Annotated in this window: 18 protein-coding genes and 1 tRNA gene; 4 read left to right on the forward strand and 15 right to left on the reverse strand. The window is 31.4% G+C overall.

All coding sequences use genetic code 11. From position 1 onward, the window contains the following. Positions 1-199 precede the first annotated feature (199 nt). The 10 genes from J8H85_RS17300 to J8H85_RS17345 all read right to left on the reverse strand — a co-directional run bounded on the left by J8H85_RS17300 (position 200) and on the right by J8H85_RS17345 (position 9,374). Positions 200-2,587 (reverse strand): HD domain-containing protein, encoded by a 2,388-nt coding sequence (locus J8H85_RS17300; RefSeq protein WP_209656720.1) that lies wholly within the window; start codon positions 2,585-2,587, stop codon positions 200-202. Positions 2,588-2,787: 200 nt separating this feature from the next. Beyond that, on the reverse strand, positions 2,788-2,976 hold the full coding sequence (locus J8H85_RS17305) for a hypothetical protein (RefSeq protein WP_209656722.1): 189 nt from the start codon (positions 2,974-2,976) through the stop codon (positions 2,788-2,790). A 191-nt stretch (positions 2,977-3,167) separates the two neighbouring features. Continuing rightward, positions 3,168-3,611: a JAB domain-containing protein gene (locus J8H85_RS17310; RefSeq protein ID WP_209656724.1), complete on the reverse strand. Its 444-nt coding sequence runs from the start codon at positions 3,609-3,611 to the stop codon at positions 3,168-3,170. 169 nt (positions 3,612-3,780) lie between these two features. Continuing rightward, complete coding sequence (locus J8H85_RS17315; RefSeq protein WP_209656726.1) at positions 3,781-4,893, reverse strand: VapE domain-containing protein; 1,113 nt, start codon at positions 4,891-4,893, stop codon at positions 3,781-3,783. Between the two features lie 426 nt (positions 4,894-5,319). Beyond that, entirely contained in the window at positions 5,320-5,574 is a 255-nt protein-coding gene (locus J8H85_RS17320; protein ID WP_245243849.1) for a hypothetical protein, read from the reverse strand. A gap of 74 nt (positions 5,575-5,648) precedes the next feature. Next, positions 5,649-6,629: a DUF3871 family protein gene (locus J8H85_RS17325; protein ID WP_209656728.1), complete on the reverse strand. Its 981-nt coding sequence runs from the start codon at positions 6,627-6,629 to the stop codon at positions 5,649-5,651. Beyond that, complete coding sequence (locus tag J8H85_RS17330) at positions 6,607-7,503, reverse strand: AAA family ATPase (RefSeq protein WP_209656730.1); 897 nt, start codon at positions 7,501-7,503, stop codon at positions 6,607-6,609. Before J8H85_RS17330 ends, J8H85_RS17325 begins: the two co-directional genes overlap by 23 nt. A gap of 111 nt (positions 7,504-7,614) precedes the next feature. Next, entirely contained in the window at positions 7,615-7,959 is a 345-nt protein-coding gene (locus J8H85_RS17335) for a hypothetical protein (protein ID WP_209656731.1), read from the reverse strand. Between the two features lie 118 nt (positions 7,960-8,077). Further along, positions 8,078-8,902 (reverse strand): hypothetical protein, encoded by an 825-nt coding sequence (locus tag J8H85_RS17340; protein ID WP_209656733.1) that lies wholly within the window; start codon positions 8,900-8,902, stop codon positions 8,078-8,080. Between the two features lies 1 nt (position 8,903). Next, a complete protein-coding gene (locus J8H85_RS17345) occupies positions 8,904-9,374 on the reverse strand; it encodes a lipocalin-like domain-containing protein (protein ID WP_209656735.1) in 471 nt (156 codons plus the stop codon). Positions 9,375-9,480: 106 nt separating this feature from the next. Here J8H85_RS17345 and J8H85_RS19010 point away from each other — a divergent pair, with 106 nt between their 5' ends. Beyond that, positions 9,481-9,729 carry a helix-turn-helix domain-containing protein gene (locus tag J8H85_RS19010; RefSeq protein WP_209656737.1) on the forward strand — a complete coding sequence of 83 codons (249 nt, stop codon included), beginning with the start codon at positions 9,481-9,483 and terminating at the stop codon, positions 9,727-9,729. 37 nt (positions 9,730-9,766) lie between these two features. Here J8H85_RS19010 and J8H85_RS17355 read toward each other — a convergent pair whose 3' ends face one another. The 5 genes from J8H85_RS17355 to J8H85_RS17375 form a co-directional block, all read right to left on the reverse strand. Beyond that, entirely contained in the window at positions 9,767-10,339 is a 573-nt protein-coding gene (locus tag J8H85_RS17355; protein ID WP_209656739.1) for an outer membrane beta-barrel protein, read from the reverse strand. A 66-nt stretch (positions 10,340-10,405) separates the two neighbouring features. Continuing rightward, positions 10,406-11,641 (reverse strand): site-specific integrase, encoded by a 1,236-nt coding sequence (locus J8H85_RS17360; RefSeq protein WP_209656741.1) that lies wholly within the window; start codon positions 11,639-11,641, stop codon positions 10,406-10,408. 200 nt (positions 11,642-11,841) lie between these two features. Then, positions 11,842-11,915: transfer RNA gene (locus J8H85_RS17365), tRNA-Asn, on the reverse strand. Between the two features lie 74 nt (positions 11,916-11,989). Further along, complete coding sequence (gene rseP / locus J8H85_RS17370; RefSeq protein ID WP_209656743.1) at positions 11,990-13,321, reverse strand: RIP metalloprotease RseP; 1,332 nt, start codon at positions 13,319-13,321, stop codon at positions 11,990-11,992. A 73-nt stretch (positions 13,322-13,394) separates the two neighbouring features. Beyond that, positions 13,395-15,332 (reverse strand): M1 family aminopeptidase, encoded by a 1,938-nt coding sequence (locus tag J8H85_RS17375; protein ID WP_209656745.1) that lies wholly within the window; start codon positions 15,330-15,332, stop codon positions 13,395-13,397. Between the two features lie 107 nt (positions 15,333-15,439). On the opposite strand from J8H85_RS17375, the gene J8H85_RS17380 reads away from it, so the two are divergent. The 3 genes from J8H85_RS17380 (at position 15,440) to feoB (ending at position 18,644) form a co-directional block, all read left to right on the forward strand. Further along, positions 15,440-16,108 (forward strand): SCO family protein, encoded by a 669-nt coding sequence (locus J8H85_RS17380; protein ID WP_209656746.1) that lies wholly within the window; start codon positions 15,440-15,442, stop codon positions 16,106-16,108. Between the two features lie 209 nt (positions 16,109-16,317). Next, the gene (locus J8H85_RS17385) at positions 16,318-16,548 is read left to right on the forward strand and encodes a FeoA family protein (protein ID WP_209656748.1); all 231 of its coding nucleotides are present in this window, start codon (positions 16,318-16,320) and stop codon (positions 16,546-16,548) included. Next, positions 16,545-18,644 carry a ferrous iron transport protein B gene (gene feoB / locus J8H85_RS17390; protein WP_209656750.1) on the forward strand — a complete coding sequence of 700 codons (2,100 nt, stop codon included), beginning with the start codon at positions 16,545-16,547 and terminating at the stop codon, positions 18,642-18,644. Before J8H85_RS17385 ends, feoB begins: the two co-directional genes overlap by 4 nt. The last annotated feature ends 20 nt before the right edge of the window (positions 18,645-18,664 follow it).

Here is an 18,664-nt window from a genome sequence, read left to right on the forward strand (position 1 = left end):
CTAAAATAAAAAAGACTTAATTGATTCATTTTAATATGAAAAATTTATACACACAGATTGTCTTAAAATATTATTAAATTTTTTATACTTGGTAATCTTTTAAATCCAAATAAAGCCCTAATCTCTAAGAGCTTTTTAGCAATTTTAGCGGTCTGGACGGGAGTACATTATCTGAATTAAAAAATGGTAAATATTATATTTATGAAATTACTTTTTTATAATTTCTAATTAAAGAGTAGGGGGAATTAAGCATACCAATTCCTTCAAACCTGTTATCATTAAAAACATAATTTTTCCAAATCTCATCAAATATTCCTTTAAGTTTATTATTATAAGTCAATAATTTACTTTGGTCTATTTCTTTTACAATATTATTAAAAGCTAAATTTAATGATAGAAAAATAAAACCATCACAGTTTGGGCTTTTAATTGAATTTGAATAGCCCTCCATATAAAAGTTCACTTCATTATTACTTTTTAAAAACAATTTTAATTCTTTTACAGATACATTTTTATAAATATTATTTGTCTTTTTTAAAGCTATTGGTAAATCATCCTTATAAAAACCAAATGTTAGCAATAATGACAAATAACTATTTATATACAAACCTACTAATTGATTATTTTCAATATATTTAATTTGAATAATTGCCCATTTTTTTAATGTTTCAAATGGGACTATTTTAGAAAAAACGTCTCTTTTTATTGAAATAATTTCATCTACTATTATATATCCAATAAATCCACGTAATTCATTAACTTTTATTCCTTTTGATAAGACTAAAGCTGTTGAGTTAAGATAATTTCCCCAATTTGAAGGTAGAATAGCTAACTTACCATAATTTCTATCATTATCAATTATATCTGTAAGTTCAATTTTAAGCTCCTTAATCTGTTGAATAAATGAATTGTAATCGTTACCAATGGTAGGTATATAAAAAAAGTCAATTAATTTATCTAATTTTAGATTATATGGATAATTAGGTTCAATGGTTCTAATGTCTCCATTTAATTCTTTAACAGAAATTTTTACATTGCAGCCTGGAATATAATATTTAACTAAAGTAAACAGACGGTTATCTACAAATCTATGTTTTCCAATTATACCATTTTCGTCATTTGGGGGTAAAGCCAACTTTACTTTTATTGTAGTGCCTCTGTCTAATATTCTTTTTCTTTCCTCTTCATTTGAGTCTCTTAAAACTGGACTTGAAAACAAACCATCATAAAAATCCAAGGTTTTCATTTTTTCTATTCCTTCTCCAAATTTCCAAGAAGTTACGGTTATCTTTTGACCCAACATAAAAATTGAAAAAAAACCAACTCCAAATTTACCAATAGATTGAAATCCTTTAGTTTTTATTCCTTCAAATTCAAATCCAAAGCGATTACTTCTCCAATACGACCCTCCAAAATCTAATATTTCATTACACAATAATGTTTGGCTCATACCTATCCCATTGTCGGTAACTATCAAGCAAATATGATTATCCTCCTCTTCTAATGAGACCTTTATTTCACCTAAATTTTCATTATTTTGACCTGTAAAAATTCTATGAATATTAATGGCATCAATACTATTTTGAATTAACTCTCGTAGTGCAAAACTTATTTGTCCATACAATTTAACACCTCCTAATTCAGATGCTATGTGTACTGGATTACTAACCTTGACCTGTGTATCAAAAGCTACCCAACCTTTGGTTCTAACATATTTCTCCCCTATTAATAGAGTATCATTTATTGATTTAACACCACGAGCACTAAATGGAGTTTTCCCATTCAATTCAAAATACTCATTCGCCTTTTTTAATTCATCATCTAATACCTTAAACGCATTATAACAATACCACCATGCTTTTTGTTGATTCTGGCTAAAAGGAGAATTAGTGTTGTATATTAAAGTATTATCTTCTGAAAGTATTGGAAAGCCTAATTTTTTTTGAAAAATCCAATGATTTCTTGACACTTCCCCTAATTCACTAATTAGTTTTAAGGTTTTAGGAGTTCTTAAGTTATCTAAGTGAGCTGCATCAGAAGTTCTTAAGATAAATGCTAGTTTACTACAATCTATTTTCCAGTCTACTGAATAATTTGGAGAAATATATATATAATCTAATTCTCTTTCTATATAATTAATATGACAAGTATGACTTTTAGCTATTTTCCCTATAATTAATGATAATTCTTCCCTTAAAATAGTATCATTTACTAAATACTCTCCATGTTTTAATTTTTCTGTAGCTACTCTGAGTGCATAATCTCCATGACGAATCCTAATTGTATAAAATAGTGCTTCATTTCTGTTTTCCTCATTATCACCATATTCTGTCAAGTAATCTTGATAGATTCTATCATTTTCAATTTCTTCTTTATTATTCAAAATTGAAAAACACATTCCAGAGTCATGAATTAGAAAAACTGCATGCAATACAAAACCTTCTAAAGGATTTAAATAAAATTTCCTGTCACCAATTATAATATTTGCATAATTCCATAGCATTCGAGAATGATCTAAAGAATGATCAGTTAGCTGCGGAAAATTATTTCTAATATCATCAAGATACCCCTTGATGATTTCTTCCATTGATAGGATAGTTTTCTTTAAAAATTTAATCTTATTAGATTCTTTCCAAAAAACTGAATCAAAAGAGTCATTATATAGTTTACAAGAAATTTTCATCAATAATTATTTAAAATTAAAAATACAACAAATACTTACAAAGGTATACTATTATAAAAAACTACCATAACGTATAAAAAAACAGTAATATCAGCAATCAAATATTAATTATTAAAGAAATTATTTGCTTTTGTATCTGCAATAGAAATTTCCACACCTGACACTAAATTAAAACTTAAAAAATCTGATTCTATACCGTCACTAAAAATAACACCTTTAGCAGGCATAATTGAAACAATTTTTAATGTTTTAACTTTAGTAATTATCCCAAACCATAAACTTATTTGAGACATTTTACTTAAAAACGGTTTCCATATTACAAAAACAAGTTTATCATCATCCCATTAAGTCTTTACCAGACCACACTACAATCATACAAACCGATATAAAACAATGAATTACAAATTAAACTATCACTCAAACACCTTATTTAACACTTATTTAAGTATATAGCCCAATAGTTCCTTTAGATAAAATAATAATACTATTCCCCTTCATCATTAAAACTATAATATCCATCTTTTGAAATTATAAGGTTATCCAAAACATTTATATCCAAATATTCTGCTGCCCTTTTAATTTTAAAATATAAATTCTTATCGGCTTCACTAGGCTTTAAATTACCGCTAGGATGGTTATGAGCTAGAATTACACAACTTGAAGCAGATTTAAGTACAACTGCAAAAAGAAGCTTTATATCAACCACAGTACCATGTATTCCTCCTTTAGATAGAGCATATACACCTAATACTTCATTTGCTCGGTTAAGTAACAAAACCTTAAATTCTTCATATAATTCTATAGAATCCATATTCCAGTTATTCAATAATACCTTATATGCAGATGAACTGTCCTTTATACTGATGCGTTCTTGTTTTATAACAATAGGGCTGTATTTAAGCTCTATTTCTGAAATAATATTTTTCATGTTTTGGTCAGATTTTAGGACTTATATTTCCTGTAGATAAAAAAAGGACAGCTGTAAGCCACCCTTTTAGATTCAATTTAATATGTTAATGGAAGGGTAGGAAGGTTATTTTCTTATACTTTTTATTTTTAAAATATGTTTGTAAAAACTACTTACCTACCCACCCTTTTTAAAGTTTTAACTTCACAACCTTATAGCCTCTCTTGACCTTGTCAAATCCCATTGCATGTAATTCCTTTCCAATTGTATTGTTATTTAAATTATACCGTTTATTGTTGGAATTATCATTTATGTAATCAATAATGTCCGTTGCGGTTAAAGTTTCTGAAGTTTCATTTGCTTTAGGAGCTCTAAAAAATTTCTCTAGAAGTTCTCTTTCTTGACATTTGTCAACAAATACTTGATTGTTTGCCTCAATTCTCTGGGTATCCTGCTGGTCAAAATAATACTTAAAATTATTATTAAACATTACTAAGGCTTGTGCAAACAATAAGTCAATATCTACATTTGTCTGATAATTAATTTTCAATGCTTTAAAAACCAGAAATCTCCTATTTCCAGTTGTATCAGTTAATATATTGACGTTGTTTGTTGACCCAATAAATGATGCCCTTCTAATAAAGTTCTCGTGGAAATACCCATAAGCTTTTCTTAATTCATAATTAGGTTTAGTAATCATTTCTTTAAAAGCTTCCACATCCTTTTTATTAAAAGTTGACAGCTCATCCATATGAACAATCAAATTCTTTGATAGTTGCATCAAATCATCCTTAGAATTTGGATTTATTATTCCAGAAAAATAGTATTCCTGCAATCTCTGAGGTATTAATTTTACAAACCAACTACTCTTTCCAATACCTTGTTGACCACTTAGTATTAAGACCGTATGATTTACTTTTGTATTGTCAATCGCACAAGCTACCATTGCAACAAACCATTTCTTAAATGCCCATCTAAAATCTACGTCATTATGGGTTTGTATAGTATTGCAAAAGTTACCAATATGATCGACTTGTCCATCCCATTTTGGCAACGAGTTGAAATAATCTTCAAACGGATTATACTTATTAACAAAATCTGATTTCAATAAATCTGCTATATTTTTCTTTGCTATTTTTATATCACTATGATGCAATTCCCTGTGTAGAGAATTTAAGTCGTATTCCTCAAGTTCTCTAAACCTTGTAACACCTTTTAGTTTAAACTCTGTTTTATTAGTTACTACATTATACTTAAAACTATATTTTTTGTTTAAATATTCTTCTGTTCTTTTTAGACTCATTTTTTTAGTCTTATTAAATTAGGAATCTAATTCTATGATTTCTGCGTCATTTGCCAGATTCCATAAGCATACTGTATCCTAAAGATTTTGGATATTCAGCTCTACTACCTTTAACATCGTTACTGATAGTAGAATTTGACTATTTTGAGATTTCATTATTTCATATTTACATTTTTTGGTTAATAATTAATAAACTACAAGCACAACTGCTCGGAATAGTTACAATTAATATGTAAATATGATTTTAAATAAGAAGTACAAAAGCTATTTAAAAAACCTTGAGAGGGTTCACTTTTGAAATTACATTGCTATATTTTAACAATATCCCAGTTTATTCCAACTGCTTTGTGCAAAGATAATAGCATTTTAAAATAAAATCCAAAAAAAATTAAAATTATTTTAATGCATAATTATATAGCCTTTTTATCAATCAAGTACTATAATCTCAAAATGGAAATAGAAATAGGCACGACCTTTAATAATGTAGACAGTAACCAATTCCAACGTTATTTTAACTTCATCTACTTTAACAATTTGATGCTTCTTTAAGCTCTCAATATCATACTTCACAAGGACTTCAAAGGGACAGACCAATAATTTGAGTTTGTTTTTATAAGTAACTACATAGAGTTCCTTTGGAGAAGAATAACGCAATAGTTCTACTAGTTGTTTTTCATCCATTATTGGGTGTATTTATTATCAAATTGAACGGTATCATACAATTTGTCAAAATAGTACAATACCGCTATATTAAATTATTGTAGGAACCAGTTTTTGGAGTTGTTTTCTATTGAAATACCCAGTTCTTTTACTATCTCATATGAGTTTACATTTCTATCTAAAAGATTATCTATGTATGATGATTTATTAGCTCCTGTAAAGAGATTGTAAAGCTTCCATAGGTTTATTGAGCCATCTATATCCCTTTTAAAATACCTATCATTGTAGTAATCTTTCACTACTGTATTTATCTGGCTATCATTGAGGGTAAATGGAAATACTCCCTGTTTTTCATGTTTATCCAAATGTTGGTACATCCTTGCCTTACCAATAAAATGTGCAAACTGTTTTTCAGATAGTTTGTAATTGCTCATACGTTCCATATTCTCTAGATGGATTTCCTCATTATAGTTAAGAAATAATTGGTCTGTGTGCTGTTCCAGTTCATTTATTGAACCTATCCTAATATCATCAGCAACACCATCGGTTGAAACACATAAATTTGTGCAGACTTTATTTTTGAACCCTATAAATACCTTGAATTTCTCTAGGCTCTTTTTGGAATACAGGTTTTCCTGTGATAATGATCTAACCCCACCTATACTCAATGATAGTTCATTACCATTGATTGTTTTTTTCATCTGTAGGATGTGTATTAAAAATGCACAGCGTTCATAATAGATTGTCTTTTCATGTTCCTGTAACTCCTTAGCTGGTTTGCCAATAGCTGAAGGTATCCTGCCTTTAATCACATGACTGACCCTAATCTCTGGTTCTTTGATGATGTAATCGGGATATCTAGCCTGTACTTGTCTGTAGAGTGTATCTACAAATTGGTAATGGCTTATAGTGGACTCATTGTCCTTTGAAAACACAGGAATGATACAGTCGTTTTTAAGGTGTTCCAATGATACTGCCTTTGTGTTCGCCTCAATGAAACTACTTGAAGGTTTATCAATTATTTGATGATTTAAATGAATCATCTGATTAGGATTAGGATTGGCTATGAGTTCCATTTTGTTGGGTTTTAGAGGGGTTAACGATTTCTTTTTTGTCAATAATTTGATTTGATACGTTGTCAAGTACAGTTTTACGCTCTAGTATCAAGGGATGTATCTGCTGTTGTAAACTGCTGTATTTGTTATACAAATGTTTGAGTCCTTCTAGAGTTTCACATACTGAAATCTCTTTCTTGGCTTCATCTATGGACACACCAACATTACACCATTCCATTAATTTTTTACCTGTAGCCCTATTGATAACAAATTCAGGTTTGTCCATAAAAAGACCTGTCCTATCCTTGGATGCACAGGCTAGGTGCCTGTCATTAACTAGTTCAAAGTTTACTGTGAGCTCGTATTCCCATCCCTCACGGGTTACCTCCTTGGTTCCATGTTTAGTGACTTTGGTTTTTCCATTAGAGCTTATATCTAAGGAATAATCAATTTTTCTTCTCACTGTTGTAATAATATGTGCTTTTGATTCCAGTATTGCATCTAAAAAAGCCTGGTGTCTTGGTGTAACTTTAGCCCACATTTGGAATGTTCCACCCAACTGTTCATGTATTTGTAGACAACCACCTTTACCTGACCACTCATGGGTAATGCTGTCAATTATAATGACCTCCATTGAGGCATTTTCACAGGTTTTAATGGCCTCTATATATCTTTCAGGACTGTATGGTTCATTCAATATCAAAACGTTGAATTCCCCTAGATGTGAGTATAGTGATGCCGAGTTGTTTTCTGTATCAATAATGGCAATTTTTGACCAGTCATTAGTTATCCCATGAGCCAATAATAAAGCTGAATAAGTTTTGCCAAATCCAGAGGCTCCTGAAAGCCCAAGTCTTAATTTTACTTGGTGCCTTTGTGCTTGTTGTAGTTTCATAATTCTTCTGTTTATATTTTATAATTAAAATTGTTATACTCTGTAATGAGTACATAAAAAAAAGAGCCTCATTTCTGAAGCTCTCTTTAATAATTTCTGTAATAGATTTAGTTATGCAACCATTTCTTTTTCAACCACGTTTTGTTTTACAATGGTTTCATCCTCACCAACGTATTCAAATCGATGTGTGAGCGTAATAATCTCACCATTTTCAGGAATAGCATACTCATAGGGTTCTGTTTCAACCCTTTTTATACTACCTGGTAGCTGCGTTCCTTTTAGCATCTCGCATGTTTCCTTATCAAATGTACAAGACACTGTAGCTTTTCTAGCCGTTAGATAAGTTCTACCTGTTTCTTTACTTTTTACAGCTTCCAGTCCACCTTGAACTTGAAGTGCATAAAACTCTTTCCCATCTTCTGTTTGATAGGCTCTGTAATCTACTATTGTAACCATAGTTTTAAATTTTTAGATTAAACAAAATGGAAATGACCCCGGGGGGGACTGTCCCCAATTTTAAATAAGAGTAGGGATGGTCTTAGGTTAGGTCACGTTCACGAAAAAGATTATAAAACTACTTCCTAATGAGCTCAGTTTTATCTGCAAAAACAATCTTATTTGGTTTAAATAGTAGTACCAAATTTTCTTCTTTTGATTCCTTAATTTTATTAATTGTCCCTTGTGATTGTAGTGTCCAAATTATATTTGTGCTAAACCACCCTTTATTATTCATAGCAGCTTCAAACTCATCAAGACTTAAGACCTTATCCCTATGGTTTTCTTCAGTAAAAGCATAATTGCCAGAAATAATTACTTCTCCATAATTATCAGTTACCAACAATTCTCCAAATACTTTTGAAATTGGCTTATTAGTTAAATTAAACAATCCTACATTTATACCAACTGACCCCTCATCAAATAGCAAATAACTAAGCGGATTATAGGCTAGTTTTACTGCTTCATCTATATTTGAAGCATTATGTTGCATTTGATTTTCTAAACCTATTCTTTTCTTATAATGGTTTTCAGCTACTTCTAATACTGACTCGTAAGGAAGTGATTCATAATATGCAGAATCAATTACAGAAGATTTATACATTCCGTCCTCATAGTAAAGACGTTTTACCTTGATATTTTCATGATAGCTTTTTCTATTTAATGCAATATTAAACCGTTCTCTATCAGTTAGTTTTTTAGGGTAATTTTGTTGAAATAATGCGGTTTTGGCTTCATTTAAACTTACCTCTTCAAAAAAGTATAGAATCATTGTTTTTCCTTTATTAGAAATTACTTTAGTATTAGTTTCTAAAAACTCAAACTTAAAATTTGATTTACTTTGACATTGGAGAATTATTGGCACAAATAATAAAACATACCAAATAGTTGATTTATATTTCATATTAATTAAATTTTTGAAAAACATATACTTCACTTTCTGTTGAGTTTGCATCCGTATCGGCATCAATTTTTAATGAATTTGCTGTCAATTCTAAAATAAAATAGTCTCCAATAATGCCATTGTCAACCTGACCGTTTAGAGTGACCCTCAAGATATTTTCATTTATGATTTGCCAATTTCCTGTATTGTCAAATTCAAGTTCACAATTACCTGAAACGGGATAATACCCTGTTTGTGAAAAGTTCCCATTTGATGAGAATATGGTCCTACCTGTTTGCTCACATTCAGAGAAATTTTCTGTTGTATTTGTTCCTCCAGAATCTGTATATACAGCTTTGATAGGCTTCCAAACACCTTCTAATTTAGCATTGTTGTTATTGTTGTCATCTGTAGGACTATTTGAGCTACATGCTGTTGAGATTAGGATTAATGTTACAACTCCTAAAGTCGATTTTAAAAATTGATTTTTCATTTTAAAAATTTAGGTTAATAATAGATTTAATGCAAATCAAATATAAATAAAAAAATAACGCATATATGCGTTTATGATTTGTACTGGTTTTGTTGAATTTTAATGTGTGATAAATGTTAAGGATAAAAAGTTCATAAAGGCATTTGGTAAAAACCTCAAAAAAATCCGTAAAGATGTAGGTTTATCCCAGGAAGATTTAGCAAATGACGCAGATATACCTCTATCACAAGTAGGCAGAATTGAACGTGGAGAAGTCAATACCACTATATCAACAGTTTATGTTTTAGCAACTGCCTTAAAAATTAATATAACGGATTTATTTAATTTTGACAAAAATAAAAAGGGAAGCAATTAACTTCCTCCCTTTACGACTACACTTTTAAAATTATTCACTACAAATCCATTCCTATCCCTATTTTTATAATGTGCACAGCACCATTATATCTGGAATTTTTTATTGGCTCTTCAACCCCTAATAATATATAGTCATATTGAGCTTGAATAAAGAATTCATTTATAATATTATATTTTATGCCTGGGTTAATATTTAATCCACTTTGTGTGTTATTAAAACTCATAGCAACACCATAATACCCACCAATTTCATCACTTCTTCCTTTAGTTTTAAAAACCATTGAAGAATACCCTAGCCTTAAATAAGGATGAAGTTTTGAAAAATTAAACTCGACAAATATTTTAGGCTGAAAAACATAAGATTTAACATTAAATTCAATAACAGAGTCATCACTCTTTAACAAGCCAACATTTAGACCTAATCCTAAACTTAATGTATTAGTTTTATATGCCCTAAAGTTAAATTCAGCATCTATAACACCATTATAATAATCATTAATAAAGTTATGTTCAAATGGAATAGGGTAATTTAATCCAACAGAGAATTTGGAATCCTGAGAAGCAACATCAAGTGCTATTAATGTAATAATAAACAAAAAGAACTTTTTCATAAAATTTAGGCTAAATTTAAGCAAGGTAAATCTAGGAATAATAACAATATTATTATCCTTAGTCCCTTATTTTTTTGTCTCCAAATTAATTCTCTTTTCATCTACTCTACCTAGCTTTCTTACCTTATCAATTTCAAGACTAACCTTTTTCTGCACTACTTTACCATAACTATCTTGCGTTATTTTCATGTTGCTATGCCCTAACAGTTCACTAACTATTTCCATAGGTACATCATTATAAAGCAATACAGTAGACGCAAAAGTTCTTCTAGCCATATGAGTAGTGAAGTTTTTATCAATTCCAATAATAGCAGCTATTTCTTTTAAATAGGAGTTATATCGCTGATTACTTATTCTGGCAAACACGTACTTTTCACTACTACCATAGCGTTCTATAATTTCAAGTGCTTTAGGCAGTAATGGTATTGATAATGCTTTTGAGGTTTTTTCACGCTTCATCTTAATCCATTTGTTACCATCAAATCCTTTAATAATATTGGAATACTTTAAGTCCATTAGCTCCCTATATGGTAAGCCAGTGTAACAGCAGAATATAAATAAGTCTTTAACAAATTGTAATCTTGGTTGAGTAAACTCATGCTCTTCTAGTTTTTTAAGTTCTTCTGGAGTAAGAAATACAACCTCTATTTTAACAGTCTTAGTTTTGTAAAGTATAAAAGGGTCTTTTTCTAAAAAGTTTTCTGCAACAGCAACTTTTACTACCTTTCTGAAGCGTTGGATTTTCTTGTTGATAGTTACTTGCTTCAATTTCTTCTTCTTTACTTTTAAATAGTATTCTAATTCTGTTAAAAAGTTAGCTTCTAGCTTTCTTAAGGGTATATCATTAACTTTAAACTTCCATTTAATAAAGGTTTGAATATCTGTTTTAACATAATCAAACTTGTTCCATGTTACTTGTTTAATATCAATGCCAACAAGTGTTTTAAGCTTGTTTAAGTACATTTCAAAATACTCAACTACATTGTATTCCTTTTGTGTTTTCTTGCCTAAATAAAGGCTATAAATATCTTCTAAGCTAAAAAACTCGTCCTTAACTTGAAGCAATAAAAAAGCCTTATTAAGTTTTGTTTTAATAAGGCTTAGTTGATTGTTTATAGTATCTAAATCAAGTTCAGGTGGTTTGACAATTTGTTTTTTACTGTCCCAATTATTTGGGTTTATAAATTGACCTGTACTAAAGGTTTTTCTATTTTTATTATATGTAAGTCTACACATTATCGGACAAAGTCCCTTGGAATTAACTTTCTGTTTATTAGTTATAAATAATATATTGATTTTCATTGGTTTTAGTTTTTGATTAATGGGTGTCTTTTTAAAATGGATGGGTGTCCAAATGGGTGTCTTTTTTTAGCAAAAAAACTTATCAAAGTTGACTTTTGAATAAAATGAAATGAATACCAATACTAGTGTAAACCGCCTGTAGATACCGTATAAAACCAAAAAAGACCTTACATTTCTGTAAAGTCTTTTTCTTGTTTTTGCTCCCCCTCTTGGGCTCGAACCAAGGACCCTTTGATTAACAGTCAAATGCTCTAACCAACTGAGCTAAGGAGGAGTGTTTGTTTTTCGCCTAAGCGAGCGCAAATATATATATCTTTTCAATTACTGCAAACATTTTTTTAAAAAATTTTAATTAAAAATTGCTTTAAAAATATCGTTACCGTTTGCGAACAAAACTAAGGCTATTAATATAAAGAAACCTACCATTTGTGCGTACTCCATAAACTTATCTCCTGGCTTTCTTCCAGAAACCATTTCATAAAGTAAAAACATAACGTGTCCACCATCTAGAGCAGGAATAGGTAATAAATTCAATACCGCCAACATAATAGATAAAAAGGCTGTTAAATACCAAAAGGCTTGCCAGTTCCATTGTGCAGGAAACATGTTGCCAATAGCAGCAAAACCACCTATTTGAGAAGCTCCCTTCTTGGTAAAGATGTATTTAAATTGCGCTAAATAATCTTTAACCTCCCAATATCCTTTGCTTATACCTCCTGAAATACTTTCAGATAAACTATATTCTTTATTTTGCACTTTAATATAATCCAAATCGGCTACCGTTGATAGGATTCCTATCGTTTTATCTTCGCCTCGTGTTATACTTAAGCTTTTAATTTCATTATTACGCTCTATGTCAACATTTAAAGTGTTATCATTATTATTCTTTATTTGATATGTTAAATCGGAATAATATTCAATAGGCTGACCGTTTACTGCAACAATCCTGTCGTTAACTTTCAATCCTGCTTTATCTGCTGGAGAATCTGCAACTACTGAATCTAACTGAAACGGGTAACGAGGCGCCAGAGCTGGTATATCGCCTGCTTCAAAAAGTTTCGTACCTATATCTTCTGGAAGTTGAATATCGGCAACCGTTCCATCAGCATGTTCTACTTTAATAGACCCAACTTCTCTAAACATGATATATTTATTAATATCTATGGTTAGGTCTTCATAAGGCTTTCCATCTACAGATATAATTTTATCTCCTTGCTGAAATCCGTAAGACTCCAAAGTTTTTGCTACACCAAAACCATATTTAATATCGTCTTTTGTTGTGTAATTGGTCCCCCAAACAAAAAGCATCATTATAAATAAAAAGAACGCTAAAATAAAATTCACCGTTACACCACCTAGCATAATAATAAGGCGTTGCCATGCAGGTTTTGAACGAAATTCCCAAGGTTGTGGCGGTAAAGCCATTTGCTCGGTATCCATGCTTTCGTCTATCATTCCAGATATTTTTACATAACCCCCTAATGGCAACCAACCAATTCCGTAAACCGTATCACCTATTTTCTTTTTAAATAGTGAAAACTTAACATCAAAAAATAAATAGAATTTTTCTACTCTGGTTTTAAACAATTTTGCTGGGATAAAATGCCCCAATTCGTGTAAAACTACCAATATGGAAAGGCTTAATAATAATTGAGCCGCTTTTATTAAAAATACAGACATGTATTAGGTTTTTTTTATAATCGGACAAAAGTAAGCTTTTAAGACCATTTAGAAAACATAATACGAAGTATTGCTAATTTTTTAACACCGTTTTATTAATTATGCCCGCATTGGTATGAAACTGAACAAAGAGCATACCCGAAGCAAAGTATGATGCATTGATTATGGGCGACCAATTAGTTTTAATTAAAAGTTGACCAAGTGTATTGAATATCCTTACTTCATTTACCTCAACATTTTCAGGTTTAACCACATAAAACGCATTGGTTGAAGGATTTGGGTGAATAACAAAATCTGATTGAAAATCTGTGTGGTTGATTCCTAAAGAAACATTGTTGTTTTTTGAAATTAAATCCGATTCTGGATCAAATTGAATGGATGCTACCGTAAAATTAACCGAGCTTAAAAAAGTTTGATTATTAACTGTGTTGTTAAGGGTTACATCTAGCATTTCGCCTAATGTTCCTGTAAGCCGTAAAGTTACCGGTGCTTCAAAAAAAGTAACAGAAGCATCACTTTGCGTTTGCGAAATACTAATTGAAACTTGATTAGCGGTTGGCTGACTCCACTGTACTGTATAGGATGGATACCCATGATTGTACAACCAATCATTAAAAAATTCCGTTAAATTTTCACCACTTAGAGCTTCCATAATACTTATAAAATCGGGCGTTTTTGCATATGCATATGCGTGGTTTGGGTTGCTTAAATAATTTTTAACTCCTTGAAAAAAGTTAGCATCACCCAGTTTTTTTCTTAGCATATGCAAAACCATGGCACCTTTATTATAGGTTAATCGACTACTAAAAATTCTATTCACATTAGTTGTATCGGCATCTGTTAAATATACCGCACCATTAGTTGCCGATGTAATGGATGCGTTGCGTTCTTGTTTCCAAGTTGCAAAAGCATTATTACCATCAAGATGTTCAATAGTTAAGCCCGACAAATAGGTGGCAAAACCTTCGTTTAGCCAAATATCTTTCCAACTACCACAGGTTATTTTATTTCCAAACCATTGATGCGCCAGTTCGTGAGCAATTAAATTTCTGCTAAAATTCCCCATAAACGATACCGTTGTATGCTCCATACCGCCACCCCAACCAAATTGTGCATGTCCATATTTTTCGTTTGCAAACGGGTATTCTTCAAACAAATTGGTAAATAGGTTCATAATATCAACCGTTACAGGTGTGCTTGCTTGGGCATAACCTAGGTTTTCTGGATACACATAGTTTACAATATCAAAAGGGTTTCCATTGTTTGGTACTGTATGCGCATACACTTCGTAATTGGTTACTGCAATAGCTATTAAATAGGCAGGAATTGGGTAACCGTGTTTGAAATGTGTAGTTTTATTGCTTCCGTTAATTTTTTGACTTTGCTCTAAACCATTTGAAACGGCCATGTATTCTTCGTTTGAAGGATTGAATTGAGGCGTTGTAATGTACACATCAATATTATCAATTTTATCATTCAAATCTTGTTTACAAGGCCACCAACCTTTGGCGCCATAAGGCTCTGAAAGCGTCCAAATTACAGGGTCGCCTTCATGTTGGGTTTGTTCAAAAGAGCCAAAACCGGAACTGATTGGGTTTCCAGAATAGCTTATGGTTAACGAATCTAAAACACCTGTATTTTGAATGGTTGGCAATGCTATAACCAACTCGTCATTGGTGTTTTGGGTAAAGGAAAGCGTGTTTCCGCGTTGTGTTACCTGTGAAACTATCATGTTATTTGACAAATCGAAAGTAACTTGATTTAAATTTTCTTTAGCTTCAAAATAGGTAGTAACAGCACCAGAAATAAAAGCTACCGAAGGATCTAAACTAAACTCCAAACGGTGGTATTTCACATCATAATTACCTGTATTTGCATTGGCTTTTTGAAGCATTTTTTTCATGGCAGATGTAGCTTCAGCAGTTCTGATAGACTTTAATGTTTCATTAAAATCCTGTCCGAAAAGAGCCAATGAAAACAAATAGAATACAAATAACAGCCGTATTTTCATTTATATAATTTTTTAAAGCATTTAAGTATTGTTAAAAATACCAATTTATTATTTATGTGTCGTATTTTTGCAACTTATACTTACTAAAGCCTTAAATAAATAATTAAATGCTTTCTTTTTTTAAAGACTATAAAACTTTTGGAATTGTATTTTTGATTTTATCCATCATCATTGTTACAATAATTTACAACACATTAAATGTGTACCAACCGTTACCAGTTTATCAACCTGCCATGGTTAGTACCGAGTTGGTGGATAGCACTATTCAATATCAAAAAAAATATCATAAAATAGCCGACTTTAAGCTTATCAATCAAAACGGAAAAACCATTACCCAAAACAATTATAAGGATAAAATTTATGTGGCCGATTTCTTTTTTACAACTTGCCAAACCATTTGCCCGATCATGACAAACCACATGACGCAAATACAAGATAAAATTAAGAATGATGATGCTGTGATGCTGCTTTCGCACACCGTAACGCCAGAAATTGATACCGTGGCACAATTAAAACGTTATGCTTTGGAAAAAGGTGTGATGGACGCCAAATGGAATTTGGTTACAGGCGACAAAAAACAAATTTACGAATTGGCAAGAAAAAGCTATTTAGCGGTTAAAGATTTTGGTGATGGTGGCCCTTTTGATATGATACACACCGAAAACTTTATGCTTATTGATAAAAAGCGCCAAATTCGTGGGTTTTACGATGGTACCAATGCTGAAGATATTGATAAATTACTTGAAGACATTGAAATTCTAAAACAAGAAAAGTAGGTTTGTTATTTAGTTAAGGCTTGCGTTAGGGATTGAAGTGAAAAGCCCACAGCGAGGTACGAGCGAGGACTTGTAACGTAAAGCCCGACCCTTGTGGTAACTCCAAAAAAATAGCATTTATTTAGTATTATGGAACTTTTAAACCTTTAAACTTTTCCCTTTTAAACTTTTCCCTTACTTTTGCTTCTTTAAAATCAATCTAAATAAGTTTGCAAAATACATTAGCCGAATTAAAACGAGGGGAACGCGCCATTATTATTGATGTTTCTTCCATTCATATTCCATTAAAACTTCTAGAAATGGGCTGTTTACCTGGTAATTTGGTAGAACTTGTTCAATTAGCACCCTTTCAAGACCCTATGTATTTAAACATTAATGGCACCCATTTAGCGATTAGAAAAGAAACGGCTATTCATATTTTAATTGAAAAAGAAGTATGAGCAAGCAAATAAATGTTGCCTTAATTGGTAACCCAAATACGGGGAAAACCTCGGTTTTTAACGCGCTTACTGGTTTAAACCAAAAAGTTGGAAATTATCCGGGTATTACGGTTGAAAAAAAGGAAGGTATCTGCAAATTACCTCGAGGTGTTAAGGCACATATTATAGATTTACCGGGTACTTATAGCTTAAATGCATCGTCTTTAGATGAAAATGTTGTTATTGAACTGCTTCTGAACAAAAACGACAAGGATTTTCCAGACATAGCGGTTGTTGTTACCGATGTTGAAAATTTAAAGCGCAACCTATTACTTTTTACGCAGATTAAAGATTTGGAAATACCAACCCTATTGGTTATTAATATGGCTGATAGAATGCGTTATAAAGGAATTTCGTTGGATATTGATTATTTAGAAGAACATCTTCAAACTAAAATAGCCTTAATTAGTACCAGAAAAAATGAGGGTATTGATAATTTAAAACATCTTATTGCCAATTACAAAGAAGTATCGGTAACACCTTGTATTAATGCTTCGGATATTGATAAAGAATACTTTGAAAATTTACAAAAAGCATTTCCAAATCAGCTTTTATACAAATTGTGGCTGGTAATTACCCAAGATGTCAACTTTGGAAAAACTGATAGAAATGAAATTGAAGCTGTTGCCAACTTTAAAACTAAAAGTAAAGCCGATTTAAAACGATTACAGCAAAAGGAAACCATAAAACGCTATCAGTTTATAAACAACGTGCTTAAACATGGGCAAGCTATTGATGTATCGCAAGCCAAAGATTTACGCTCGAAACTAGACCGTATTTTAACCCACAAAGTTTGGGGTTATGTTATTTTCTTTGTCATCTTATTAACCATATTTCAAGCCATTTACGATTGGTCCAGCGTTCCAATGGACTTTATAGATAATGCTTTTGCTTCTTTAAGTGAATGGACAAAAAACCAATTACCTGAAGGTGCTTTTACCAGTTTATTGGCTGAAGGTATCATTCCTGGGCTTGGTGGCATTGTTATTTTCATTCCACAAATTGCATTTTTATTTTTATTTATTTCTGTACTAGAGGAAAGTGGTTATATGAGTCGCGTAGTGTTTTTAATGGACAGAGTTATGCGCCGTTTTGGTTTAAGCGGAAAAAGTGTGGTACCCTTAATTTCTGGTACTGCCTGCGCTATTCCCGCTATTATGGCAACCCGAAATATTGAAAGCTGGAAAGAGCGTTTAATAACCATTTTGGTAACGCCTTTTACAACCTGTTCTGCCCGCTTGCCTGTATATTTAATTATTATTTCGCTCATCATTCCCGAAGGGCGCTTTTTAGGATTGGGCTATCAAGCTTTAACCCTCATGCTTTTATACCTTATTGGATTTGCAACTGCGGTACTTGCAGCCAAAATTTTAAACAACGTTTTAAAAATAAAAAGCAAAACGTTTTTTGTGGTTGAAATGCCTAACTACAAGCTCCCCATGATTAAAAATGTAGCGTTAACAGTACTTGAAAAAACAAAATCGTTTGTGTTTGGCGCAGGAAAAATTATTCTTGCCATTTCTATTATCTTATGGTTTTTAGCATCTTATGGTCCTGGTGATGATTTTAATAATGCTGAAACCATCATTAAAACCGAATATGCATCCCAACAATTATCTGAAGAAGAAATAAATCAACATATTGCTTCATATAAGTTGGAACATTCTTATATAGGCATTACAGGTCGAGCCATAGAACCCGCTATAAGGCCTTTAGGTTACGATTGGAAAATAGGCATTGCCATAGTAAGTAGTTTTGCCGCCCGTGAAGTATTTGTGGGAACGCTAGCAACCATATACAGTGTTGGAAATGATGATGAAGCTACCATAAAAAACCGTATGGCTGCTGAAGTAAACCCCATTCTTGGTGGCCCTTTATTTAACTTTGCATCGGGTATTTCATTACTGCTTTTTTATGCCTTTGCTATGCAGTGCATGAGCACCCTTGCTGTTGTTAAAAAAGAAACCAACAGTTGGAAATGGCCCACATTACAATTATTTATAATGAGTGGCTTTGCATACATTGTTGCCTTAATTGCGTATCAATTTTTGAAATAACAAATTCCTGATTTCTCAGA

This window comes from Mariniflexile gromovii (assembly GCF_017814435.1).
Classification (GTDB): domain Bacteria; phylum Bacteroidota; class Bacteroidia; order Flavobacteriales; family Flavobacteriaceae; genus Mariniflexile; species Mariniflexile gromovii.

Bases quoted from the DNA above. Each gene is read 5' to 3' on its own strand.
- J8H85_RS17300 (WP_209656720.1), bottom strand. From the start codon at position 2,587: ATGGAAGAAATCATCAAGGGGTATCTTGATGATATTAGAAATAATTTT.
- J8H85_RS17305 (WP_209656722.1), bottom strand. From the start codon at position 2,976: ATGTCTCAAATAAGTTTATGGTTTGGGATAATTACTAAAGTTAAAACA.
- J8H85_RS17310 (WP_209656724.1), bottom strand. From the start codon at position 3,611: ATGAAAAATATTATTTCAGAAATAGAGCTTAAATACAGCCCTATTGTT.
- J8H85_RS17315 (WP_209656726.1), bottom strand. From the start codon at position 4,893: ATGAGTCTAAAAAGAACAGAAGAATATTTAAACAAAAAATATAGTTTT.
- J8H85_RS17320 (WP_245243849.1), bottom strand. From the start codon at position 5,574: ATGGATGAAAAACAACTAGTAGAACTATTGCGTTATTCTTCTCCAAAG.
- J8H85_RS17325 (WP_209656728.1), bottom strand. From the start codon at position 6,629: ATGGAACTCATAGCCAATCCTAATCCTAATCAGATGATTCATTTAAAT.
- J8H85_RS17330 (WP_209656730.1), bottom strand. From the start codon at position 7,503: ATGAAACTACAACAAGCACAAAGGCACCAAGTAAAATTAAGACTTGGG.
- J8H85_RS17335 (WP_209656731.1), bottom strand. From the start codon at position 7,959: ATGGTTACAATAGTAGATTACAGAGCCTATCAAACAGAAGATGGGAAA.
- J8H85_RS17340 (WP_209656733.1), bottom strand. From the start codon at position 8,902: ATGAAATATAAATCAACTATTTGGTATGTTTTATTATTTGTGCCAATA.
- J8H85_RS17345 (WP_209656735.1), bottom strand. From the start codon at position 9,374: ATGAAAAATCAATTTTTAAAATCGACTTTAGGAGTTGTAACATTAATC.
- J8H85_RS17355 (WP_209656739.1), bottom strand. From the start codon at position 10,339: ATGAAAAAGTTCTTTTTGTTTATTATTACATTAATAGCACTTGATGTT.
- J8H85_RS17360 (WP_209656741.1), bottom strand. From the start codon at position 11,641: ATGAAAATCAATATATTATTTATAACTAATAAACAGAAAGTTAATTCC.
- rseP (WP_209656743.1), bottom strand. From the start codon at position 13,321: ATGTCTGTATTTTTAATAAAAGCGGCTCAATTATTATTAAGCCTTTCC.
- J8H85_RS17375 (WP_209656745.1), bottom strand. From the start codon at position 15,332: ATGAAAATACGGCTGTTATTTGTATTCTATTTGTTTTCATTGGCTCTT.
- J8H85_RS17380 (WP_209656746.1), top strand. From the start codon at position 15,440: ATGCTTTCTTTTTTTAAAGACTATAAAACTTTTGGAATTGTATTTTTG.
- feoB (WP_209656750.1), top strand. From the start codon at position 16,545: ATGAGCAAGCAAATAAATGTTGCCTTAATTGGTAACCCAAATACGGGG.